The 24,237-nt window shown below is 34.9% G+C and carries 27 protein-coding genes and 1 tRNA gene; 6 read left to right on the forward strand and 22 right to left on the reverse strand.

Annotated features, from left to right (window positions below):
• Window positions 1–3 precede the first annotated feature (3 nt).
• The 12 genes from DS830_RS05000 to DS830_RS05055 all read right to left on the reverse strand — a co-directional run bounded on the left by DS830_RS05000 (window position 4) and on the right by DS830_RS05055 (window position 10,687).
• Entirely contained in the window at window positions 4–1,395 is a 1,392-nt protein-coding gene (locus tag DS830_RS05000; RefSeq protein ID WP_118908480.1) for an FtsX-like permease family protein, read from the reverse strand.
• A 10-nt stretch (window positions 1,396–1,405) separates the two neighbouring features.
• Window positions 1,406–2,122: an ABC transporter ATP-binding protein gene (locus DS830_RS05005; protein WP_118908481.1), complete on the reverse strand. Its 717-nt coding sequence runs from the start codon at window positions 2,120–2,122 to the stop codon at window positions 1,406–1,408.
• Between the two features lie 34 nt (window positions 2,123–2,156).
• On the reverse strand, window positions 2,157–3,053 hold the full coding sequence (locus DS830_RS05010; RefSeq protein WP_118908482.1) for a DUF4097 family beta strand repeat-containing protein: 897 nt from the start codon (window positions 3,051–3,053) through the stop codon (window positions 2,157–2,159).
• Between the two features lie 11 nt (window positions 3,054–3,064).
• Window positions 3,065–3,832, reverse strand: a complete 768-nt coding sequence (locus tag DS830_RS05015) for an ABC transporter permease (RefSeq protein ID WP_118902722.1) — start codon at window positions 3,830–3,832, stop codon at window positions 3,065–3,067.
• A gap of 24 nt (window positions 3,833–3,856) precedes the next feature.
• Window positions 3,857–4,615 carry an ABC transporter permease gene (locus tag DS830_RS05020; protein WP_118908483.1) on the reverse strand — a complete coding sequence of 253 codons (759 nt, stop codon included), beginning with the start codon at window positions 4,613–4,615 and terminating at the stop codon, window positions 3,857–3,859.
• Window positions 4,584–5,492, reverse strand: coding sequence for an ABC transporter ATP-binding protein (locus DS830_RS05025; RefSeq protein WP_118908484.1), 909 nt, complete (start codon window positions 5,490–5,492; stop codon window positions 4,584–4,586). Before DS830_RS05025 ends, DS830_RS05020 begins: the two co-directional genes overlap by 32 nt.
• Before the next feature lie 118 nt (window positions 5,493–5,610).
• Window positions 5,611–6,231 carry a DUF1700 domain-containing protein gene (locus tag DS830_RS05030; RefSeq protein ID WP_162887526.1) on the reverse strand — a complete coding sequence of 207 codons (621 nt, stop codon included), beginning with the start codon at window positions 6,229–6,231 and terminating at the stop codon, window positions 5,611–5,613.
• Window positions 6,224–6,544, reverse strand: coding sequence for a PadR family transcriptional regulator (locus DS830_RS05035; RefSeq protein ID WP_118908486.1), 321 nt, complete (start codon window positions 6,542–6,544; stop codon window positions 6,224–6,226). Before DS830_RS05035 ends, DS830_RS05030 begins: the two co-directional genes overlap by 8 nt.
• Window positions 6,545–6,601: 57 nt before the next feature.
• On the reverse strand, window positions 6,602–7,558 hold the full coding sequence (locus DS830_RS05040; protein ID WP_118908487.1) for a DUF4097 family beta strand repeat-containing protein: 957 nt from the start codon (window positions 7,556–7,558) through the stop codon (window positions 6,602–6,604).
• The gene (locus DS830_RS05045) at window positions 7,555–8,199 is read right to left on the reverse strand and encodes a DUF1700 domain-containing protein (RefSeq protein ID WP_118908488.1); all 645 of its coding nucleotides are present in this window, start codon (window positions 8,197–8,199) and stop codon (window positions 7,555–7,557) included. Before DS830_RS05045 ends, DS830_RS05040 begins: the two co-directional genes overlap by 4 nt.
• 127 nt (window positions 8,200–8,326) lie before the next feature.
• Complete coding sequence (locus tag DS830_RS05050) at window positions 8,327–9,007, reverse strand: histidine phosphatase family protein (protein WP_118908489.1); 681 nt, start codon at window positions 9,005–9,007, stop codon at window positions 8,327–8,329.
• A 102-nt stretch (window positions 9,008–9,109) separates the two neighbouring features.
• On the reverse strand, window positions 9,110–10,687 hold the full coding sequence (locus DS830_RS05055) for a peptide chain release factor 3 (RefSeq protein ID WP_118908490.1): 1,578 nt from the start codon (window positions 10,685–10,687) through the stop codon (window positions 9,110–9,112).
• A gap of 117 nt (window positions 10,688–10,804) precedes the next feature.
• On the opposite strand from DS830_RS05055, the gene DS830_RS05060 reads away from it, so the two are divergent.
• Both DS830_RS05060 and DS830_RS05065 read left to right on the forward strand, forming a co-directional pair.
• Window positions 10,805–11,269, forward strand: a complete 465-nt coding sequence (locus DS830_RS05060) for a hypothetical protein (protein WP_118902748.1) — start codon at window positions 10,805–10,807, stop codon at window positions 11,267–11,269.
• Window positions 11,266–11,775 (forward strand): methylated-DNA--[protein]-cysteine S-methyltransferase, encoded by a 510-nt coding sequence (locus tag DS830_RS05065; protein ID WP_118908491.1) that lies wholly within the window; start codon window positions 11,266–11,268, stop codon window positions 11,773–11,775. Before DS830_RS05060 ends, DS830_RS05065 begins: the two co-directional genes overlap by 4 nt.
• Before the next feature lie 51 nt (window positions 11,776–11,826).
• Here DS830_RS05065 and DS830_RS05070 read toward each other — a convergent pair whose 3' ends face one another.
• Together DS830_RS05070 and recX are read right to left on the reverse strand one after the other, a co-directional pair.
• On the reverse strand, window positions 11,827–12,363 hold the full coding sequence (locus DS830_RS05070; RefSeq protein ID WP_118902754.1) for a DUF402 domain-containing protein: 537 nt from the start codon (window positions 12,361–12,363) through the stop codon (window positions 11,827–11,829).
• A gap of 67 nt (window positions 12,364–12,430) precedes the next feature.
• The gene (gene recX / locus DS830_RS05075; RefSeq protein ID WP_118908492.1) at window positions 12,431–13,213 is read right to left on the reverse strand and encodes a recombination regulator RecX; all 783 of its coding nucleotides are present in this window, start codon (window positions 13,211–13,213) and stop codon (window positions 12,431–12,433) included.
• Between the two features lie 56 nt (window positions 13,214–13,269).
• Between recX and rlmD the strand changes: the two genes are divergently transcribed.
• A complete protein-coding gene (gene rlmD / locus DS830_RS05080) occupies window positions 13,270–14,646 on the forward strand; it encodes a 23S rRNA (uracil(1939)-C(5))-methyltransferase RlmD (RefSeq protein WP_240366787.1) in 1,377 nt (458 codons plus the stop codon).
• Between the two features lie 444 nt (window positions 14,647–15,090).
• Here rlmD and DS830_RS05085 read toward each other — a convergent pair whose 3' ends face one another.
• The 3 genes from DS830_RS05085 to DS830_RS05095 are packed head-to-tail and all read right to left on the reverse strand — an operon-like array spanning window position 15,091 to window position 18,644.
• Window positions 15,091–16,242, reverse strand: a complete 1,152-nt coding sequence (locus DS830_RS05085) for a hydroxymethylglutaryl-CoA synthase (protein ID WP_118908493.1) — start codon at window positions 16,240–16,242, stop codon at window positions 15,091–15,093.
• Complete coding sequence (locus DS830_RS05090; protein WP_118908494.1) at window positions 16,243–17,490, reverse strand: hydroxymethylglutaryl-CoA reductase, degradative; 1,248 nt, start codon at window positions 17,488–17,490, stop codon at window positions 16,243–16,245.
• On the reverse strand, window positions 17,487–18,644 hold the full coding sequence (locus tag DS830_RS05095; protein WP_118908495.1) for a thiolase family protein: 1,158 nt from the start codon (window positions 18,642–18,644) through the stop codon (window positions 17,487–17,489). The genes DS830_RS05090 and DS830_RS05095 overlap by 4 nt, the downstream gene beginning before the upstream one ends.
• 42 nt (window positions 18,645–18,686) lie before the next feature.
• Between DS830_RS05095 and DS830_RS05100 the strand changes: the two genes are divergently transcribed.
• Window positions 18,687–18,986, forward strand: a complete 300-nt coding sequence (locus DS830_RS05100) for a hypothetical protein (RefSeq protein ID WP_118902769.1) — start codon at window positions 18,687–18,689, stop codon at window positions 18,984–18,986.
• Here DS830_RS05100 and galU read toward each other — a convergent pair whose 3' ends face one another.
• The 3 genes from galU to map form a co-directional block, all read right to left on the reverse strand.
• Complete coding sequence (gene galU / locus DS830_RS05105) at window positions 18,987–19,880, reverse strand: UTP--glucose-1-phosphate uridylyltransferase GalU (RefSeq protein WP_118908496.1); 894 nt, start codon at window positions 19,878–19,880, stop codon at window positions 18,987–18,989. It lies immediately after the preceding gene.
• 73 nt (window positions 19,881–19,953) lie between these two features.
• On the reverse strand, window positions 19,954–20,898 hold the full coding sequence (locus DS830_RS05110) for a YihY/virulence factor BrkB family protein (protein WP_118908497.1): 945 nt from the start codon (window positions 20,896–20,898) through the stop codon (window positions 19,954–19,956).
• Window positions 20,899–20,904: 6 nt separating this feature from the next.
• Window positions 20,905–21,693, reverse strand: coding sequence for a type I methionyl aminopeptidase (gene map / locus DS830_RS05115; RefSeq protein ID WP_118908498.1), 789 nt, complete (start codon window positions 21,691–21,693; stop codon window positions 20,905–20,907).
• Window positions 21,694–21,930: 237 nt separating this feature from the next.
• Here map and DS830_RS05120 point away from each other — a divergent pair, with 237 nt between their 5' ends.
• Together DS830_RS05120 and DS830_RS05125 are read left to right on the forward strand one after the other, a co-directional pair.
• On the forward strand, window positions 21,931–22,383 hold the full coding sequence (locus tag DS830_RS05120) for a flavodoxin (RefSeq protein ID WP_118908499.1): 453 nt from the start codon (window positions 21,931–21,933) through the stop codon (window positions 22,381–22,383).
• A gap of 15 nt (window positions 22,384–22,398) precedes the next feature.
• Window positions 22,399–22,866, forward strand: a complete 468-nt coding sequence (locus DS830_RS05125) for a GtrA family protein (protein WP_118902783.1) — start codon at window positions 22,399–22,401, stop codon at window positions 22,864–22,866.
• 40 nt (window positions 22,867–22,906) lie between these two features.
• On the opposite strand, the gene wecB is transcribed toward DS830_RS05125, so the two are convergent.
• The gene (gene wecB / locus DS830_RS05130) at window positions 22,907–24,049 is read right to left on the reverse strand and encodes a non-hydrolyzing UDP-N-acetylglucosamine 2-epimerase (RefSeq protein ID WP_118908500.1); all 1,143 of its coding nucleotides are present in this window, start codon (window positions 24,047–24,049) and stop codon (window positions 22,907–22,909) included.
• 72 nt (window positions 24,050–24,121) lie between these two features.
• Window positions 24,122–24,195 (reverse strand) — tRNA-Arg (locus tag DS830_RS05135).
• Between the last annotated feature and the right edge of the window lie 42 nt (window positions 24,196–24,237).

Consider the following 24,237-nt stretch of genomic DNA (forward strand, 5'->3'; position numbering starts at 1 on the left):
CAATTATTTAATAGATGTATTAGATACTTTTTGCCTATTGGTTCGATAAATATGCAATGTATCAATTATTATGACAAATAAAAAAGCCAGAAAACTACAGATAATAGGAAAAATAAATATTGATAGCCAATTATCTTTAACTACAACCCCGGTATTGTGAGCCGCTCTAATAATAGCACCAAATAAGAATGCATTATTCATTGAACCACTAATAAAAATTACCAGTGCATATATAAGCGCTTCCCAATATTTTTCAGTTAACAAATCTTTCATAGAAAACCCTAATATTTGCAATTGTTGAACATTATAATTGCGTTGAGGACTAGAAATAATCGTGATAGAAATTGCATTCGCAAAAATTATTAAAAATGGTGTTCCTAAAAACATTGTTAGTGTTCCCAACAAGCCAGCAAAACTACGTTTTGAAGCAATATTAGCCAAATCTATGGCCAAATAGGCAAAAAAAGAACATAGTGTTGCTAGAATAAACAACGGCATTACTACCGACTTCAAAAAATCTTTTCTAACAAAGACATTCCAATAAGCAGTACTAAAAGTCTTTAGACGATGAGGTAAGATTATTTGACCAATTAATCTTACTATCAAGGGTAGAATAATTGGAGCAGCTAAACTAAAAGCGATAATAACAATAAAAATTGTTCCTAAAAATAAGGGCGTATATAAACTAACCAAAGATTGGTTGTAAGCTCCTAGAAGATTCCGCAATTGAGTTGTATCCATAAAAAATAAATTATAGATAAATACTAATCCACTTATGCTAATTAAACTACCTAACCATGATAAGGGTGTCATTCCCCATTTGGTTAATTTGTACCAATGATGAAAATGACTAGCTTTAGAAATAAAAATTTTATGCGCATCAAAAAAACTTATTACCCAGCTAATTATGCCAATACTTAACAAAGTTATCAATAATGATCTCCATGAAAAATGAAATGGAACTTGTGGAAATTGCTGCATTCCCGGTGATGTTCTAACCCACGCATATAATCTAGTTACCAGTGGATAAGATAGACAATAACCAATTATGCCACCTACAAGACTAATAATAGCCATTTGTGAGCTTATCAGCTTGGACAACTGATTAGGATTAGCACCAAGAATAGACCAAAGGGAATATTCTTTTTGAAAACTATTAATTAATAAACGTGTCATTCCATTAATAATTAAGATTAAAGTAATTAAACCAAAAATTGTTGGCATCATAAATAATTGTACTGGATTAAAATTCCCATAATTTAAATGAGCTTGGATTGTTGAAAAACTGCCAATAGAAGTAAACCCTAAAAATAATCCCGCTATTATAAAAACAAATAGTGTCCCTAACCACTTTTTCCACGAATACTTAAATTGCCACCAAATTAAGTCTAACATCAGTTCACCTTCATTCTTCCATTGTTGTTAGCAATTGTGACGCTGTTGGTTTGATCAGATTTTCTTGAATGAGACCATCTTTTAAAATGATAGTCCGATCAGTTCTCATAGCTAACTCAATATCATGTGTTACCATTACAACACAAGCACCATCATCAGCTAATTTGCGTAGTAGCATGAAGATTATTTCTTTTGAAATAGAATCGACAGCGCCTGTAGGTTCATCAGCAAAAATAATTTTAGAATGTGTTAATAATACTCTAGCAATAGCTACTTTTTGTTTTTCACCACCGGATAAATTAGTTACAAAACTATTCAAATCAGCTGCGAAATTCATCTTTTCTAATAAATTCTGAACTGTTTTTCGCTGAATTTTTTCTCCAGATAAGCGTAAAGGTAAGACTATATTTTCAAAAACCGGTAAAGCAGGAACCAAATTGTAAGATTGAAAAATAAAGCCAATTTCTTGGCGTCGCATTTGTGCGAGCTTAGATGGTGATAGTTGGTAAGGATTAACATTATTAATTAGTACTTGCCCTGCTGTAGGTTGAGTTAATCCAGACATACAATTTAACAAAGTGGATTTCCCACTGCCTGAAGGCCCAACAATACTAAGAAATTCCTGTGATTGAGCTGATAAAGAAATACCTTTTAAAATTGGAATAGTTTTGTTGCCTAAAGCAAATGCTTGGTGAATTTTATTTACAACAACTGCTTTTGTGTGCATTTTTTCTCCTTATTGTTAATCTCAGCATTAACTTCTATTTAATTTTGACATAACCTTCATCCCCGATGATGTCTAAAGAATTAGGTGCTACCTGATCATGATTAAATTCTTTATTATATTTTTTATTATGATAATAAGTTGGGATGTTACCTCTTATCTTAAAATTTAAATTAGAATTGAGCTGCTGCAGCTGAAGATATAACCCATTACTTTGAATATTGTTATTACCTTCTATCTGAGATTCATTAATTCTAGCAGTTAAATTATCAGCATTTATCTTAAAATTATGCAGTTGAGATTTATTAATAAGCAAATGGCAATCATCTACCTCCCAATGAGAATTTGCCAAATTACAATTATCAAATTGATACTCACCATCGGAATCATTGATATTCAACTGATTAGTTATTTGAACATTTTTAAATTGAGTTTGTGCTTCATAATTATCTAAGTTAACATTTTGCAAAATTAAATCGGTAATTTTAATTGGACCATAAGTATCTAATTTTAAATTCTGCAATGCTTGTGCATTGGGAAGCGTAATGACTAATTGACTTCTAGTGTGAGAATGTTGATTCTTTTTATTAAAATGAATAAATGAAGGCCTCTTCTTAACATGAGTCGGTACAATTCTCAGATGCTGGTTTTTAACTTCCAGATGTATTTTTTGATTCGATCTTAATTTGACATTGTATTGTTTGCCTAATTGGATGACTACATCTGCTTTATTAATAGAGATCTCAGCACTATTAAATTTTTGTTGAGTGGTATATGTGTGCATTTTTTGAATTTGATTGTCTTTTAAAACCACAAAAGGTCCACTTTGACTATTACTGCTAACAGTTTGAAAGCCTTGATTTTTATAGCCCACTATCAAAATAATAATTCCCATAAAAAAAGCAATAATAGTTATAAAATAATATTTCTTCATCCTTTTCTCCTTCAAAAGTGCTTTTTACGAAAAACTAGATAACCTAATAGAAAGAAAGTTATTGTATAGAGTATTGTGCCTGTTAGCAATTGCGAATTTAGTAAATGTGTAGTTTGATGATACATAGCGTAGTTATAATATTGAGTGGTTAAATTCGTCATATTCAATGGATTCCACTTCATAATCGTAATAAGTTGTCCACTGTGATTTAAGATGTCTGCTGAAAAGCCACTCCCCATAAAGATAATCCCTAAATTTAAAGCAATAACAATCGCATTATTATTAATTAAACAAGACATTAACAGAATTAAACTAATACATAAGGTAGAAGATAATAAATCAAGTATTGTCGTATGGAACATATTCAACCATAATGGTTGCTGATATTGATAAATTGCTAACCAATTTATTTTTCCACCAAAACCAACCGATTTTAGCAAAACAGTAAAACTAAGCGCTAATAAATGTAGTCCAAGGTTATAACTCTCTATTACTATTAACTTGGAAATAAAAACATATACCTTATTAGAAGCTTTATAAAGAATAGTTAAAATAGCATTATTCTGAAATTCCATTGAAAAACTTGTAGAAGCAATTATTATCAGCAATAAAGTAAGCCACTGATCCGAATTATAAGTAGCCATAGCTTCTAAACGGGCTTCAGAACTGGGCATTATTAGACCCGTTAAGATCATCAACCCTAATAATAACAACGGTATAATCCAAGTAATTTTACGATGAACTAATTTATAAAATTCCTGTTGCAAACTATATCTCATCGCGATCCATCCTTTGAATAAAGATTAGACTCTTCTTTTTTTAAATAACCAATAACCCAGTCCTAAAAAAATTAATGTATCAACGATTACTCCTATAATTATTTGTAAATTACTTAATTGAGAAATTGCAATATTATTGGGTTTAGGCAATTGGTTAATAATATTAATCATATTTAGGGGATTCCATTTCCAAATAAAACTCATATTAGGAAAAGCTGTCATTATTATGCCTGATAAACTATTACCAATAAATCCAATTGCCATACCTAATCCAATCACTGCAACATTGATTTTAACTATAGAAATTAGCATAAAACAAAGGGAAACCATAAAAAATAAATAAAGTCCATTACCGATTAAATTGAGTAGCAGCGTAGTCAATAAACTATGATGATTTTGATAAATCATATTCCAACTATACTTATCGCCAACAATTGTTATTTTCAAGAATATTGTTAAGGCTAAACCCAGTAATAAGAGAAAAATACCGTAACCTATCACTATAAAATATTTAGACAAATAAATATAAGACTTACTGGAACTTTTATAGAACATTGTACAAATAGTATTGTTTTTATATTCCATTGATAAAAAGGTCGAACTCAGTGTAATTATGATTAATAATGTCCATTGTCCTAATCCAAAACCTTGAGCAATTATCCTAGGAGTAATCGGCCTACTAAATGTTGCTTCCAACATCAGTAATAACAAAGCCATAACCCCATATAAAGGTATCCGCTGATGCCAGAATTTAAAAAGTTCCTGTTTTATGGTAGTTATCATGTGTCTGCCTCCGCTGTTGTTCTAACAAATTTACAATTATTTTTTCAAAATTAGTCTCTTGAGGTTCCAATTCTAACAATCGTAAATTATGAACATACAACAAATCCTGCACTTTAAAAATATCAGTATGATTAATCAATAAGTAATTTTCATTTTTTTTAACTGGTAAATGATGTTTGCTTAATATGTCAACTGTCTTATCCAGATTTGTAGTCAGTAACTTATATTGACATTGATTCAGATTCCTAATTTCTGTGAGTGCCTGATCTATAATAATTTGTCCATCATTAATTAAAATCAATCTCGTCATGATTTTTTGTAATTCACTTAGAACATGACTAGAAATCAAAAATGCTGTCCCTTGTTCAGCATATTGTTGAATAATTTTTCGAATACCAATGGTTGCTTCAATATCCAAGCCATTTAGCGGCTCATCTAAAATTACTAATTGTGGGTGATTTAATAAAGCAATTGCAATCCCCAGTTTTTGCTTCATTCCTAAGGAATAATTTTTAGATTTTTTACTAATATAATGCTCCATTTGCAATCTTGAAATTACCTGCAACAAGTCTTCATGGCTGTGACTATACAATTCTAAATTTTGCAGTCCTGTTAAAAAAGGATAAATTGCTGGATGTTCAATCAATGCTCCTACTTGAGCTAAGGCTGTATGATTATTTTCAGTTATCTTTTGATTAGCAAATATAATTTGTCCTTGAAAATTAGTTAAACCAAGAATTGTTTTCATAATGGTCGTTTTTCCAGCACCATTAGGCCCCACTAAACCCACAATATCACCAGGTTGTACTTGAAAAGAAAGGTCATCAATAATCTTTTTATGTCCAATACAAACAGCAATATTTTTTACCTGTAACATCTTGTGGTTGCTCCTTTCTCTAATTTGGACTATTGCAGCATAACTTCAACGTCTCAAAAAATTAGTTTTCGACTAATCTAATATGCTCTCCTTCTTTACTCGTAATATTTGTTCACCTTTATATTTTTTTATGGTATTCATGATTTTTGAAAACTTTTCTACCTAACCACCGTGCTGCTTGGGCGCCTAAAGCAATTAACCAGCGTCCCACTCTCAAAACAAGCGGCAATATCATAAATAAAACAGTTAATAAGATAATACCTGCCCCGGTATAAAACCATCCAACTGCCCAATTAGCAGTAGAAATAAGCGGTAGCGCTTTATAAATTATTGAACAAGCGGCTACAAAAAAGGCTACAAAAAGGCTCACTGCTACTACACTGATAACAAATAAAAATAAGATAATTCCTAGCAAAACAAATAATAATGGTATGCCTAAGGGTACTGCACACATGCCTAGAATAATCCACCAAATAGCACGCACATCTTGTCTAGATTTAATATGAGAATTATTATCAGTAACTGCCTCTTCTGTAGGATTTAGAGAATAATTAGCCATAATTTTGTGGGCTAGTTGTTTGGGGGTTCCTAACTCTTGTTCAATGTCAAAGCGATTATGCAATTTGGCATCTAATAAAAATTCTCGATAAAATTCTTCAACTTCCCTACGTTCTTCGGCCGGTAATCGTGATAAATGGGCATCTAATTCTGTAATATATTTTTCAATCTCTTTAGTCATCTTTATTATCATCCTCCAAGGCCTGATTGACTTTTTGATAGAAATCATGCCATTCATTAACAATAGTATTTAACCGTTGACGGCCCAAATCCGTTAATTGATAGTAGCGGCGATTGCGTCCTTGGTAAGGTTGATCATAAGTAGTCAAATATTTATTCTTTTTCAAACGACGCAAAACGGGGTAAATAGTTGATTCTGAAATATCAAACACCGATTGCACTTGCTGTGTTAAGGCATAGCCATACAAATCGTCATGTTTCAGCGCTGATAAAACAACCCCCTCTAATATCTCAGAAGAAATCTGAATTGCCATTTAGTTCGTCTCCTTTAAAAAGGGGAATTGCATAATTAAATTCATTAATTCCACCTTCTACTTAATTGATACATCAAGGTCTTCACCATTTACTGCCAAACGATTTTTCTTACTATTATTTTTTACAAAAGTACCATCACTATGTTGGTTATAGTAATGAATATTAGAATCATCACCGCTAAGATGATAACTCAAATCACGGTTAATATTTCTTATTTTCATATTGACATCTTCGGCATCAATCGAATTATTATGTTGTAGCGTGCTATTAGTTAATAGCATATCTACATCTTCACTATCTAAATTCCAATTAGCAATTATCGAATTATCAATATAAAATTTGGCATCACCTGTATCACTAATAAAACTATTGATATGTGATTTATTGATTTTTAAATTTGTATCTCCACAATCTACCTTTAAATGATTGAAGCGGCAATTATTGATTTGTCCTTTGACATCTCCGTCATTTGCTACCATCTTCTGCTTCACTATCACGTTTGCCATTGTTAATGTGGTATCTTCATTATCTAAAGCAATTGTATCTATTATTAAATTTTTTAATTGCACATGTGTATCAGTACTATCAAACACAATTTGGTTAAGTGCTGATTTATTAGGGACAGTAATGTTAATTTGTGTTTGGTTAGTTTTGGCCCAGCCCAAATTGAAATTCGTCAGAAGTTTTTTGTGCGATTCTGATTGAGCAATATTTAAAGTTTGATTTTGAATGTGAGACTGCAACGTGGTGTCTTTATCAGCAGTAATAATTTCTGCACTAAATTTTGCACCGGTTTGAATCTTAACATCAGCGTCATACACATCAATATTAATTTTATTAAAACGTCCTTGTAGATGGTAATGCTGACCTTTTTGAGATTTGCTGGACTCGATGGCTCCCACAAAATCCCAATCCCAAGTTTTCATTTGACTGCCGCCATTTATCCAACCAATCGAAATCATCAAAACTCCAATAGTTAAAACTGTTAATACTGTTACATAATATTTTTTCATTGTTGATGCTTCTCCTTATTAGCAGTTTGATAATATTGATTTTTAAAGACCTTATGCCCCAATCTACGAATTAACTGAAAACTAGCATCTATAACTATTCGAATTAAGTTAATTAACATCGGAACTATTAAAGCTACTAGTGCTAAAGCGACTAAACCACATCCGGTATAAAATAAGCCAACTTGCCATTGTGTCCATAGTAACGGTATTGCCTTGACCACAATTGTCAGACCAATACCAGCTAAAGCAAAAATTAATCCCCAAAAACCAATAATTAAAGCACAAATAACACTAATAGTAGCTACAATAATTCCTAACAAGGCACTTAATATGGGTATACCTACTGGCATTGCCAATATACCTAAAATAATCCACCACACTGCTCGTAAATCTGATTGCGAACGTTGATGATTAATTGGATGTGTAGGTGGCTCATCTAAATTCAAAGAATAATCGGCCAAAATTTTCCGGGCTAATTGTTGGGATGTTCCCAACTTTTGCTCAATAGATGAGCGCGAATATAGCTTACCATCAAGTAAGTATTCACGATAAAACTCTTCTGTTTCTTGGCGCTCATCTTCAGGCAATCCTTGTAAATTAGCAGAAAGCTCGTTGATATAAGCTTCAATTTCTTGATTCATCTTACTCCTCCAACAACTAAATTATCTTCGCCAATACTATATACCGTATAATATTGTATGTCAATAATTATTAGAAAACAAAAAAGAATCAAATCCTGATGATAGATTTGATTCTTCATTATTTTATTTATTGTTGTAGCCTTGTATTGTTAATACTTACAACTTGATAAATGCCATCTTCATAATCAACTTGTGATACGCTGGCATTATCTAAGCCCTGTTGAGGCAATATTACCGAATTATCCAAGATAGACAATAAAACTAATAAACTTAATCCATGCGCTACAATTAAAACCTGTTGAACTGACTGCCTGGAAGCTTGGTGAATTATCATTTGCATTGCAACTTGTAAACGGCTTATTACCATTTGATAATTTTCAGCTGTTTGATCTAAGTCGCTCAAAGTATCCAATATAAGCTCTAAGGTCTTGGACCAGCCGTTTTGTTGAATAAATATTTGCAGCTGCTGGGGTTGAAATTCTAACTTGTGCAATAGGTCAGCAGCTAAATCACTTTCCAATTGACTTTCATAATTACCAAAATTAACTTCACTTAGTTGTGTTAAAGTTTGGATTGGCAAGTCTGGATTAACCGCAGCCAAAACAATTTGGGCCGTCTGCCGCGCACGTTGGCTGGGACTGCTAAAAGCCAAATCAAAATGAAGTCCTCGCTGTTGAAAATCAACAGCCGTTGCCTGTACTTGACGAATTCCCTTGGTATTGAGCCACCCATCAGTGACCCCTTGGACGAGGCCAGCTTGATTTAACTGAGTTTGTCCATGACGCATTAAATAAAGTTTAATTGGCATAATAGCCTCCACCAATAAATAATCCAAGTAAATAACTTGGATTCAAAGGTTTAATTTTAAAATTGGATATCTAACTGATGTTACTGTCTTGAAGTTCAATATCTATAATTTTGCTGTTAACTTAACATCAGGATATTTATCCTTAAACCAATTTTCCGCAAATCGATTCTCGAATAAGAATAGTGGCTGATCATCTAAATCTTTCACCAATAAATTACGAGATGATGACATTGTTGTATCTAATTGTTCTGGATCAATCCAGCGTGCAATTCGCGAACCAATTGGCTTCATAATTACTTCAGTATTATATTCATTTTGCATACGAAATTTAAAAACTTCAAATTGCAGCTGTCCCACAGCTCCCAAGATATAATCACCAGTTTGATAATTACGATATAATTGAACTGCACCCTCTTGCACGAGCTGTTGCATCCCTTTATGAAAGGATTTTTGCTTCATGACATTTTTAGCAGTGACTTCCATAAATAATTCTGGTGTAAATTGCGGTAAAGCCTGATATTCGCGTTGCGGTTTACCACTGTAAATAGTGTCCCCAATTTGAAAATTACCAGTGTCATACAAGCCGACAATATCACCGGCAACAGCTGTTTTTACTTGTTCACGCTGAGAAGACATGAATTCGGTAGCATTGTTAAGTCGTAAGGTTTTCTGTGTCCGCTGTAAGGTTACATCCATGCCCTTTTCAAATTCACCCGAGCCGATACGTACAAAAGCAATCCGATCACGATGTTTAGGATTCATATTAGCTTGAATCTTAAAGACAAATCCTGAAAATTGCGGATTTGTCGCAGATAAAGTAGTGCCATCCGTCATTTCATGTGCGCTAGGAGCAGGCGCTAATTGTAAAAATTCATCTAAGAAAGTCTGCACCCCAAAGTTAGTTAGAGCTGAGCCAAAGAACACAGGGGTTTGTTTACCTTGGGCAATCTTATCACGATCAAACTGATTGCCAGCCCCCTTAATTAATCCAATTTCATCTAAGGTCTGCTGATAAATACTATCTTGCGTCAAGGGATGATTTGCTGGCAAATGGCCCTCTTGATCAAGCTCCACAAATTGAGGTTCATCTTCTTTTTGACGATACAGTTCAATGCGATTATGATAAATATCGTATATTCCCTTCAGAGTTTTCCCACTGCCCATTGGCCAATTCATTGCACAACCTTCAATATTCAACAAATCTTCCAATTCACCAATTAAATCCAGTGGTTCGCGACCATCACGATCTAACTTATTCATAAAAGTAAAAATTGGAATTCCTCGTTGTTTAACCACTTTAAATAACTTTTTGGTCTGCGCTTCAATACCTTTAGCAGAATCAATTACCATAACAGCAGCATCCACTGCCATCAAGGTTCGATAGGTATCTTCAGAAAAGTCCTCATGTCCAGGTGTATCCAAGATATTAACATGCTTACCTTGATAATCAAATTCCATTACGGAACTTGTAACGGAAATTCCTCTTTTTTTCTCAATTTCCATCCAATCAGAGGTGGCATAGTTCCCAGTCTTTTTCCCTTTGACTGTACCGGCAGAACGGATTACCCCACCAAAAAGTAACATTTGTTCAGTAATGGTTGTTTTTCCGGCATCTGGATGCGAAATAATCGCAAAAGTGCGTCTATTCGCAACTTCTTGTTGTAATTTTTGCTGATTCATTAATTTTCGCCTCATTTAACATACTGTTTAAAATTATATCAAAAATTTTGTTCTTTGTATGCTTTTGCTCACCTAATCCTGATAGATAAGTTATAATAATGACGAAAGGAATTTACTATGTCAAATAAAAAAGTTTTTGTTATTTATACTTTTCTCTTTATCATTCCGTATTTTTTGTGTCTTTCTTTAATTGGCACAGGTTATGGTGCCCTAATTAATCACTATAATAGTTGGTGGCGTTTGGGTATTTGTGCGCTTATTGGGGCTATCTTAATGGTTGCTGTAAAGTCAATTGCCCACCGGCCAATCAGCATCATTGCCAAGCAAACTACCAATCGCTACTTACGGTCTTTAATTAATTTTTTTAATATTTTAGACTACAATTCTAGTAATTTTTACTGGAACTTTGCGATTGATTTTGTGTTTACAATTATCTTTGCTAAATTAATTCATTATTTCTTTGCCCCTTATCAAATATTAGGCACCCTAGCTGGTTGGATTATTACGGCCTTGATCATTTCTCTAGTATTAGCATCTAATCTTGAATACAGTACCCTAAGTATTGATCCGGAGCAAAAATGAATTCTCCACTATTTAAACAAGAGATGAATTCTCCATTAGGTCGCTTAGTGATTGTTGCTAATCACAATCAACTTCTAGGCTTATGGATGGAACAGCAAAAATATTTCGGGTATGGCTTTAACTTAGAAAGTATCGCCAACCAAGAAAACAATATTACAAAAGCTACCAAAACTTGGCTTCATAGTTATTTTATGGGAAATCAACCCCAGATTACTTCTTGGAATTTAAATCCGAGAGGGACTGATTTTCAAAAACAGATTTGGCAAGTTTTAATGCAAATTCCTTATGGTCAAACATGGAATTATCGCCAAATTGCTCAAGTATTAGGTAATCTCAATTATACGCGTGCTGTAGGGCAAGCGATTGGACATAATCCCATTTCGATTATCATTCCTTGCCATCGAGTCCTCGGCAGTCAGGGACAGTTAACAGGTTATGCTGGTGGTTTAGAACGCAAGCAGTGGCTGTTGCATCATGAGCAAGTAAATTCAACCAAAAAAAGCTAGGATAAAAAAGAGCAAGGATTAAATCCCTGCTCTTTTTCCATAGCTAATCCATCAATCACGATGCAACAATTCTTGATAACGTTCTTGCCAAAGACTAACATAACCAGGTGAAAAAGGCCCCTTTTGTTCTCTAATCCAGCTAATTAAAGTTTCGGTACTATACTTCAAAATATCATCAATTGTATCTGAATAATGCCACAAATGTCGATGTGCTGCATATTCGTCAACATCTAACAGCCGAATCTCACCATCGGGAAATACTTTGACATCTAAATCATAATCAATATATTTCAAGGCTTCTTTATCAAGAACAAACGGTGTCGCTAAGTTACAATAATACGACGGACCATTATCACGCAACATCGTCACAATGTTAAACCAATAATGTCGGTGAAAATAAACCAGCGCCGTTTCATGAGTATACCAGTGACGTCGATCTGACTCCGTAACTAACGTATGGTCATTACAGCCAATGATTTCATTTTCACTGGTCTTTAAGACCATGGTATCACGCCAAGTACGATGCAAATGACCATCATGTTTATAACTCTGGATTGCTATGTAATCTCCTTCTTTAGGAACTTGCATAGTTTGACCCAGCTTTCAAATTTCTCCTGCAATTAGATTATATCAAAGCTCAAGCTCTGTGCCACTATTAATTTAAATCTTGCAGAAAATTATGAATATCATCACTGTTAAATCCTCGACGTGCTAAGGCCGCATATAACTTTTGTTGACCGTTTGGTTGTTTTTGATACCGTCGCCAAAGTTTTTGACCGATTGTTTGAATAACATTTTGCTCGTGTTCCGGATCAATTTGTAAATTAATTGCTGAAACAGCCTGCGTAATAATTTCTGCAGGATAACCTGTAGCATGCAGACGTTCTCGAATTTTATTCAACTGGGCTCGATAGGGTTGTTGGCGGGTTTGATGTTGCGTTTTGATGGCTAACTTAGTAGCATTGTCAAGCATTAATTCTGGTGTAAATAATTTTAAAGCCTTGATTATTTCGGACTCCGCAACTTTTTTGCGTTGCAATTTATGTTTAATTTTTTGTGGACCATCTACAGTAGTTTTGATGGCTGTGCGCACAAAGCTCTGAGCGTATTCTTGGTCATTCAGATAATTCAGTTCTTTTAATTGTGCGATGACCTGCTCAATTGTGACAGTATCAATGCCTAATTCTTGTAAATGATCACTTAATTCGGCTACACTGCGTAATTGATAACTCAAATAATTCAATGCTTGGACATAGGCTTTGGCTTGGTCTTCGGCTTTTTGAATTTGATTAATTAAAGTTTGATCTAGTTCTTGTCCCTTAGCCAAACGATATTTTACTAAAACTGCTTCACTTACAGGAAAAGCGTATTGGCCATCAAGATAAATGTTATAACGTTCTTTGCGCCTTTGGGTACTGATTTTAGTAATTTTAGCCATGCTGGCCTCCTCATGCTATACTAAATAATATCATAGCAGAAATAAGGTAGATTTTTTTGAAAAATACTCAAAACACTATTAAAGTTGGTACTCGTTTAAAGCTTACCATTAAGCGGATGGGAATTAATGGTGAAGGAATTGCTTATTACCAAAATACGCTTATTTTTATCCCCCAAGCTTTGCCTGGTGAGGTCATCTTAAGTGAAATTACCACAATTAGTCATAATTTTTTGCGGGCTAAATTAATTAAAATTATTAATTCGAGTAAGTTGCGTAATCCTAATCCTCCACAACTCTTGGGCAAAGTAGGCGGCTTGGAATTAGCTCATTTACGTTATCCCCAGCAATTAAAGTATAAACGACTGATGGTAACTGAAGCATTACGCCATTTTCGCCCAGACGGTTATCATTCTTATGTAGTTAAACCAACTATTGGCGCTAATCATCCTTGGCATTACCGCAATAAAGCCCAATTTCAATTACGACAAGTCGGCAATCAACTAATTTGTGGTCTTTATCAAACAGGCACCCAAAAAGTTGTTGATTCTTTAAATATGCCCACCCAACGTCCTTTAACTTTAAAAATTTTAAAATTATTATTACCTATTATTCAAGCTTTAGAAATTCCAATTTATAATCCGGAACAACATTCAGGTATTATTAAAACTTTAGTTGTTCGCGAATCCGTTCACTTTCAACAAGCCCAACTAACTTTGATTACGAATTCCCGTAAATTACCCCATAAGCGCCAGTTAATTGCGGCAATTAATGAACAAATCCCAGCAGTTATTTCAATTGCTCAAAACTTTAATCCTAAAGATGATGGACCGCTTTGGGGAGATGAAACTAACATTCTCTGGGGTAAAGACTATCTGCAAGAAAAAATTGGTAACAAGTTGTTTAATCTATCTCCAGCTGCTTTTTTTCAATTAAATCCTGAGCAGACTGCCAAATTATATCAAACTGCTATCACAGCCTTAAATCCCCAAGCTACTGATATTGTTGTTGATGCTTATGCAGGTGTTGGTACTATTGGTATTAGTCTGGCAGAACAAGTTCAACAAGTCATCGGCGGTGAGATTATTCCGGCAGCAGTAGAAGATGCGAATTTAAATGTCCAACAAAATCAACTCAATAATGTCCGTTATCAAGTTGGTGCTGTAGAAGAGTTGTATCCCCAATGGCTGCAGCAAGGTATTAAACCCACTGCTTTAGTAGTTGACCCACCGCGTGTTGGCTTAAATTCTAAATTTATTAACTTTATCAATCAATCACAACCACAAAAGTTTATTTATATTTCTTGTAATCCGTCCACTTTGGCGCGTGACTTAAAAGAGCTTGTTAAAGTTTATCAAGTTCAATGGTTGCAGCCTTTAGATATGTTTCCTCAAACTCCTCATGTTGAAGTAGTCGCAAAATTAATCAGAAAATAAAATTTAAAAACACCCCTATACTCATATGAGTTAGTGGGGGTGTTTCTTTTTAATTATAAAAAGAGCTGTGAACTTAGTCACAGCTCTTAATTACGTGGCTTAGATGATAGGCAACTGCCTCTTATCCGAACAGTAACACTACACCCTTTATTACACTAGATGAAATCATCTCAATGACGCCATGTTTATATAAGAAATTTTGATGTCTGATATTCAGGATCATCCTCTATTCAAATTATTGTCACTTTAATGAAAACATCTTATTATTTACAACAATCTGTCTATTCAGACGATCATCTCCATCAATAATATTTCTTTAATCCGATTTGAATCAATAACCTTTTAATTAAATACCTTACGATATCTAAACCATACAGTTGCAGGTAGGCTAATCATCTTTCCACGCCTTTATAGTATCATTCTCAAATAATTATTGCAAGCGTTTTATTGATAAAATCTTTCGTGTTGATCAACTTTTTTCAAATAATGTTGAGCAGCTCGTACGGGACTAATCAGCTGACAGGATCCATCGGTAACTAACTGCTTTTTAAAAATTGCCTCATATTCAGCTACACTTAGTCGCTGGCGCTCATCTAGTAATTGGCGATGCTCAGTAGCGTTCAAATAATCACGATAATGAGGCTGCAAATGCCCAAAGAACAATTCTGCTACTGCCCCAGAACCATAGCTGAATAAGGCAATCCGCTCACTATCTTGCAAACTATCATCATTTTCTAACAAAGACAGCAAACTTAAATATAAAGATCCCGTATAAATATTACCTACTGTTTGTCCATAAATAATACTTTTTTCAAAACGGCTTAATAAACGCTGATAATCACCATCTGAAATTTTAGTTTTGAGCGTTTGTAAAGCCTTACGGCCCATTTTAGAAAACGGAATATGAAATAATAAGGCCGCTAGCGACTCTTTACTAATTAAAGAATCTGCCTGCTGGTAAATTTGGGTAAACATTTGTAAGTATAATTCTTCAGAATATTTTCCCCGTGCCAAAGCTTGTTGTGAATAATTTGGGCGCCAAAAATCCCCTGCATTTTGACTTTGATAAATGGATTCTTTTTCTAAAGCCAAAATATGTGGATTTTGACTGACTAACATTGCTACAGCTCCTGCACCTTGAGTTACTTCGCCTGCAGTTTGCAGACCGTAACGAGCAATATCAGCAGCAATCACCAAGGCTTTTTGGTTTGGATGTAAACTCACAAAATCATAAGCAAACTGTAAACCAGCAGTTGCGCCATAACAAGCCTCTTTGACTTCTAAAGCCCGAATATTATTATTAATGTGTAATAATTCCTGCACGAATAATGCAGCTGCTTTGGACTGATCCACACCACTTTCTGTGGCTACAATCAATAAACCAATCTCTTGGCGATCGGCAGTAGTCAAAATTTCTTCAGCAGCATTAGCGGCCATGGCTACAATATCTTGATCTAAATCAGCTACTGCCATTTGTTGTTGACCGATGCCTATTAAATATTTATTAGGATCTACTTGGCGAGCATGAGCCAAGTCAATTAAATCTAAATATTGCTGAGGTGTATAAAAACCAATTTTATCAATTCCAACTGTCATTTATTTATCCTTTCGTAATTGCTCTAATTGTTTGTGGGCATTGGCGAGATTTGCCACTTGAGGATGAGCTTTTAAATAAGCAACGATGGGAGCAATCTCATCAGCCTTAGCACCGGCCATAATCGCTAAACTTTGCCACTGTAAGTTCATATGACCTGCTTGAATTCCTTGAGTTACTAACGCTCGTAAAGCTGCCAAATTGGAAGCTAAGCCAACAGTCGCAACAATTCCCATTAATTGGGTAGCTGAGGGCTGCTGTAAAATCCGCATAGCTAATCGCGCCATTGGTAATGTTGAAATTGCACCACCAACACTACCTAAAGGCAAGGAAAGTCGAATATTACCAACCAATTTTTGATCGTGGATTTGCCATTCACTTAAAGTTTTCTGGCTTTGATTTAAACCTGCATAAACAGCTGCATTAATATTGCGCGTATCATTGCCAGTTGCCAACACTGTGGCAATAACGCCATTCATTATCCCTTTATTATGCGTAGCTGCTCGAGCTGCAGAAATCTGGGCAAATTCACTAGCCGCTACAATCCGCTGAGCTACTTGATAGCCCGAATATTGTGAAGTGGCTAATTGTTCAAAATCAATTTGGGCACTGGCACTGGCGATTTGTTGAGGCGCTTGATTAGACAAAATCGCCATTAATAAATCCAATTGAGGCAATTGTTGCTGTAAATAATGAGCTACGGCTTCTAAAATAGTATTAACTACATTGGCACCCATTGCTTCTGCTGGATTAATCAACAGATTAAATTCTACAAAATCTTTATAATTATTAATATTAATATCTTTTAACCCACCACCATGTTGTTGCAGCGTTGGATGTGCTTGATCGGCAATTGTCATAATTTGATTGTGATGTTGCTGCAAAAAACTAGTTTTATCTTTCAAGTGACCTTGAAACACAATTTGGCCTTGAAGACCATTGCGAAAAACTTGAGTTTGAAATCCGCCACTACGAGCAACACGTTGAGCCGCATTACTTGCAGCTGCAATTACTGATGGCTCTTCAGTAGCCATTGGAATTAAGTAATCTTGTTGGTTAATTAGAAAATGATTGGCCACACCAAACGGCAGTGCAAAATTTCCCAGATAGTTTTCTACTAAATGACTTCCAATTGTTGCAGGTAATGCAGAATTTGTCTGCAATAATTCCATATCAGATTGGGTCAAATAGCCTTCCATTTGTAATTGTTTTAAACGTTGTGCTGTGGTCATTTCATATAACTTGGTCATTGTAAGTTCTCGACCTCCAGTGCAATTGCTTGACCGCCGCCAATACACAAAGCAGCAATGCCATATTGTTGTCGTGTTCGCTTTAAATTGTGTACTAAAGTCGTCACAATTCTACTTCCAGATGAACCTAAAGCATGTCCTAAAGCTAAAGCTCCACCACTAATATTATAACGTTGATTATCAATCCCTAATTCTTGTTGGACAACTAAGGCTTGCGCTGCAAAAGCTTCATTAACCTCAAATAAGTCAATATCGCTCACTTGTTGATGAGTTTGAGCCAACAAGTTTTGAATTGCAATTACTGGCGTATAGCCCATCAAATCAGGACGATATCCTACTTCTTGATAACCTACAATTTGTGCTAAAGGCTGCAACTGCAACTTTTGAGCTTGCTTTTTCGTCATCAAAATTAAAGCTGAAGCCCCATCACTTAGAGGTGATGAGTTACCTGCCGTCACGCTGCCTTGAGTTTGGTAAACTGGTTTTAACTTAGCCAATGATTCTAAGGTTGAGTTAGACCGAACAGGTTCGTCATAATTTAAGTTAACCACTGGTATTATTTCATCATTAAACCATCCCTGCTCTTGCGCAAAAGATGCACGCTGTTGCGATTGCCAAGCATATTTGTCTTGTTGCTGGCGCGTAATATGAAATTTTTGAGCTAAATTTTCCGCAGTTACACCCATGGCATAATGTCCAAAAGCATCTTTAAGCCCATCTTCTTGCAAACTATCTTGCCACTCATTCGCAAAATTATTTTTACTGATACGCGCTGCAAAAGCAGGAGCATTAGACATACTCTCGACTCCTCCCGCAATTGCTGCTTGCGCATCTCCCATGACTAATGCTGCTTGTGCTAAGCGAATCGCTTTGAGACCTGATCCACAAACTTGATTAATAGTCATTGCTGTTTTTGATTGATCTAGCCCCGCATTAAGTTGCACTTGTCGCGCAATGTTTTGACCAGCACCGGTTGCTAAGACATTGCCTAAAATTACTTGATCAATCATTTGAGAATTAATGGCAACTCGGTTTAAAATTTGTTTAACTAATTGGGAAGCCAGTTGAACTGAATTTAAAGGCTGCAGCTGTCCCCAAAACTTTCCTGTTGGACTACGATAAGCAGCAACTATCACAACTTGTTGATCTGTCAAAATACTAGCACCTCTTATTTAATTATTTTGAAAGGACTTATTATGGATGTTCAAACATTAATCAAATTACTTGCTGATGTAAAGCAAAACAACCAAATATTTTTTGAAGACTCTAAAAAGCGTCTTCTCGGAATCTCTAGTATATCATCAGATGTAACTAATGAAAATCATTCAGTATTACTAAATCTCAATTATCATTCTCATAAGACTTTAAAAGCATGGGAATTAGTAGTTTTACTGAAACAATGTCCTGCAGCGGCAATTATTTGGGTCCAAAATCAAAAAAAGCGCCAGCAAATCTTTGGCATTCGCTTCGCCGGCGTTCAAGTCTATTTAAAGTAATTACTTTGTTTTCTGTGAAAGTTTTTGTCCTAAATCGATAATATATTGACGTAATTCATCTTTGATTTCGGGATGATTTAAACCATATTCAATGCTTGTCTGCATATAACCAAACTTGTTACCTACATCAAAGCGTTCTCCAGTAAATTCATGAGCAAAAACCCGTTGCGTAGTATTTAAGCGATCAATCGCATCAGTTAATTGGATTTCATCACCGGCACCAGGCTTTTGTGTATCCAAAACATCAAAAATATCCGGGGTTAATAAATAACGACCAATAATTGCTAGATTGCTGGGAGCTTTATCAACAGCAGGCTTTTCTACAAAATTCTTCACCCGATATAAGCCCTTTTTAGCTTGACCATCAGGTGCAATCACTCCATACTTGGAAACTTCTTTTTTGGGTACTTGCATAACGGCAAGTGTCGAAGCATGAGTCTCATTATAATCATTAATTAGCTGTTTTGTCAGAGGAACCTTATCTTTCATGACATCATCACCGAGCATGACTACAAAAGGCTCATCGCCAATAAAAGACTTCGCTAAGCGTACAGCATCTCCTAAGCCTTTAGGATAGGCTTGGCGAATGAAGTACATATGCACTCCAATATTAGTAGTATCTTGCACTACCTTCAATAAAGCGTCTTTGTGCTTAGCTGCCAAGTTCTGCTCTAATTCTGGTGCCGAATCAAAATGGTCTTCAATTGGTCGTTTGCCTTTACCCGTGATGATTAAAATATCCTCAATGCCAGAAGCTTTGGCTTCTTCAACAATGAATTGGATAGTTGGTTTATCAACAATGGGCAGCATTTCTTTGGCCATAGCTTTAGTAATAGGCAAAAAACGTGTTCCCAATCCTGCAGCTGGAATCACAGCTTTTCTAACTTTTTGCATAATTAATCCTCTCATACATTAAATTAATTCTATCTCTATCATACAATAAAACGATTACCAATGGCGGGTAAATTTATTTTTTAGATAAAAATTGCAGTCGCTTTTGTTGTTGAATTTCACCTATCCAACCTTCGGTATAAGCAGCATTTAAAGCTGCTCCAATCAAAAAAATATAACCGACAAAATTAAGCCACAAAATTAGAATAAAGAAAGTTCCAATCGTACCATAAGAATTCCATCGTCGTCCAAAATAATGTAAATATAATGAGAAAAACTGGACTAAAATAATGAACCCCACAGCCGAAAAAGCTGCTCCTGGCCAAATATAACGGATTTTGACATGTAGATTAGGTAATAAATAGTACGCAACTACCATTACAGCTACCAACGTTAAAATAGTGATCGGCCACTTCCAAAACAAAAAAGCTGTTAAAAAATTAGGTACCCAAGAAAAAATGGGCTTAATCCAATTTAAAACTTGTTGTCCTAATACTAATGCGATTAACAAGCAAACTAAAACGATAATAAATAACGCTGTTAGTAAAACTGATATTATTCGTAACAAAATATTATTAACTAATGATTGATCAGTTTGTGTATAAAGCTTTTCATTATCAAATCCATAAATATAATTAACGCTCCGCCGTAAAATATTGACAACTCCTGAACTAGTCCAAAGTGTACCTAAAATACCAAAAGATAACAAACCACCGCTGCGCTTGGTTAATAGTTGCACTACTAATGGTTCTAGCAATTGTTGTAATTTTTGCGGGGTTAAAATTTGCAGATAATTAAGTACTACCTGCACATCCAAATGTAAAAGTGGAATTATACTACCCAATAGCGAAATTAATGGAAAAAAAGACAATAAACTATAATAGACAATCGCCTTCGAAGATAAACTTAAATTACCATTTTTTATTTTTTGTGTTACTAATTGGCCGAATCCTTGTAATTTTTTCCAGAAAGTTTGATTAGTCCGAAACAAAGGTATCTGAGAATTAGTTGTCATTGGCATCAGCTTTTATAAATATTTTTTATCAAATTCAGGATCTTGGGAAGTCAAAATCTTAGGACCATCTTTGGTAATTGCCAAAGTATGCTCATATTGTGCTGATGTGGTTCCGTCTGCTGAAACAAAATATTCCCAATCTTCATCCGTAAACTTACTCTTAATTTCCCAAGTACCGAGGTTGACCATCGGCTCAATAGTAATTGTCATACCTTCTCGCAAGCGCAATCCTTTACCTGGTTCACCATAATGAGGCACATTAGGGGCTTCATGCATTGTTGGCTGAATCCCATGTCCAATTAAGTCGCGGACATCTCCCATATGCTCTTGATCTTCAACATAATGTTGAATTGCCCAGCCAATATCACCTAACCGATTACCGACAACCGCTTGATCAATCCCCAAATAAAGTGCTTTTTTAGTTACATCCATCAAATGTTGATTTTCCACAGAAATTTCCCCAACTGCATAGGTCCAACAAGAATCGCTTTGGTATCCATCTAATGAAACAGTCATATCAACTTTGACGATATCACCATTTTTTAAAATTAATTTTTCCCGTGGTTCTGCATGAGCTACTTCGTCATTGACACAGACACAAGTTGCAAATTGATAACCTTCAAAGCCTTTTTCAGAAGGAACGCCACCATTTTTAGTAATGAAATCATCGGCAAAATTTTCAATTTCCATGCTTGAAATACCTGGTTTAATAATTTTACGCAAGCCTAAGTGCGTTTGTGCCAGTAAAGCGCCCGATTTGCGCATGCCTTCAATTTCACGTTCTGATTTTAATGTAATCAAAATATTACCTCCACTTATTAACTGTACACATTATAGCGCATCTTAGATATAATTGACTAATTGCATATTCCTTTTAATATTTCTCAAATAACTAATTTATATCGCTGGAATATTATGGGTTTGCTACTCAGCCTGTAATCAACTAAAATATTAACTAGTTCTTAAAACCCAAATACTTTACACTAAGAGATTTGTTATAATATAATTTTGATAATTTATTAAACGAGGATGAAAACTGTGACTAAGGTTAAAATTGTATATGCCAGCATGACTGGTAACGATGAAGATATGGCTGATATTCTCAGCGAAGATTTTGAAGAAGCTGGAATGGACGTTGATATGTCAGAAATCTCGCAAACTGATGTAGCTGACTATCAAGATGCTGATATTTGTATTATGGTTAGCTATACTTATTCTGATGGCTTAGAAGGCAACATTCCCGATGAAGGCTTAGACTTTTATCATGATTTATTAGAAGCAGATTTAACCGGTAAATTGTATGGTGTATGTGGCTCTGGGGATCGCTTTTATCAAGATTTTTGCATTGCAGTGGAGCACTTTGAACAAGCCTTTGAACAAGCCCACGCCCAAAAGGCCGCTATGAGCGTGAAAGTTGAATTAGCCCCAGATAATGATGATATTGCCAATCTTGATCACTTTGCCCAGACAATTATTCAAAATTGTCAGTAAAGTTAAGAAGATATTATGATGAAAATTTATAAACGATATCGAAATTTTATTATCTATAGTCTTTTTGGCTTTTTAGCCTCAATTTTAAATGTAATTGTCTTTAACTGGCTGCACAATCATGCTCAAGTAACGATGCTTATTGCGAATACCTTAGCCTGGTTTGTTGCTAATTTGTTTTCTTTTATTGCAAATAAAAGCATTGTTTTTAAATCACGATATCAAGAACCTAAGACCTTTATAAAAGAAATTACCCTTTTCTTATCTCAAAGAATCTTAGCTTTGTTACTAGATAATATTTTGATGTGGGCGGGAATTAATTGGTTACATTGGAATAATTTAATTGTTAAAATTATTGACCAAATTATTGTAGGGTTAGTCAACTACTTTTCCACACAAGCAATATTTACACATGAGAACAAACTCTTATTACAAAGATTATCTGCTATGCGAAAAAAAACCAAACAAAATGATTGTAACCATTAAAAAAGCTCTTGCAAATAAAATTGCAAGGGCTTTTTAGTACTTAGGAAAAATCTTCTGGTCGCTGATCTAACTGCTGAAAATGATAACGAATTGCTGCACACATCCGTTCACTAGCATGACCGTCACCATAAGGATTCTTAGCTTGCGCCATCAATTGGTATTCTTGTTGATTATTTAATAACTGTTCCATTTCATGTTTAACATGACTATATTGGGTACCGACTAACTTTAATGTGCCAGCAGCAACACCTTCTGGCCGCTCCGTAGTATCTCGCAAAACTAACACTGGCTTACCTAAAGCGGGAGCTTCTTCTTGCACACCACCGGAATCACTCATAATAAAGTAAGAACGATCGATTAAATTATGAAAATCTAAAACATCTAATGGTTTAATCAAATGAATTCGTTCCTGATTACCCAGGATTTCTTGGGCTGTTTGTTGCACTATAGGATTTAGATGAACAGGATAAATAATTTCAACATCACTGTATTCTTGGACTACATCGCGCATAGCTTGAAAAACTTGGCGCATAGGCTCGCCTTGGTTCTCACGACGGTGCATTGTTACTAGAATCATCCGCTTATGAGGATCAATTAAATTTAATACTTCATGATGATAATCAGCTTTAACCGTTTGATTCAAAGCATCAATAGCAGTATTGCCAGTCACAAAAATGTTAGCTGCTTGATGATGTTCCTGCAATAAATTAGCCTTACTTTGTTCCGTAGGTGCAAAATATAAGTCTGCCAAATTGTCTGTCATTTGCCGATTCATTTCTTCTGGCCAAGGTGAATACTTATTCCAAGTTCTTAAGCCCGCTTCCACATGTCCAATAGCAATTTGGTGATAAAAGGCTGACAGTGCTGCTGAAAAGGTCGTCGTTGTATCGCCATGAACCAAAACTATTTGTGGCTGCTCTTGTTCTAAAATATCATCTAAATCTAAAATCACAGAACTTGTAATACCACTGAGAGTTTGTTTTTGCTTCATGATATTTAAGTCATAGTCTGGTTGAATATCAAAAATATTTAAAACTGAATCTAGCATCTCTCGATGTTGCGCAGTGACAACCGTAATTGTTTCAAAATACGCACTTTGCTTTTTTAACTCCAACACTAAAGGTGCCATTTTAATTGCTTCAGGCCGGGTACCAAAAATCGCCATTACTTTAATTTTTTGCATGCTTTTACTTCCTATTATTCTAAGTATAAAAATAGAGCCTTGAATTCCAAAATATCTCAGCTCTGATATGAATGATCTCGATCGGATTCGAACCGATGACCTACTGCTTAGGAGGCAGTTGCTCTATCCAGCTGAGCCACGAGACCAGCATTGTAGTTAAATTACTACAACAATTTTATCTTGCCACG

Source organism: Bombilactobacillus bombi (assembly GCF_003522965.1).
GTDB classification, from domain to species: Bacteria; Bacillota; Bacilli; order Lactobacillales; family Lactobacillaceae; genus Bombilactobacillus; species Bombilactobacillus bombi.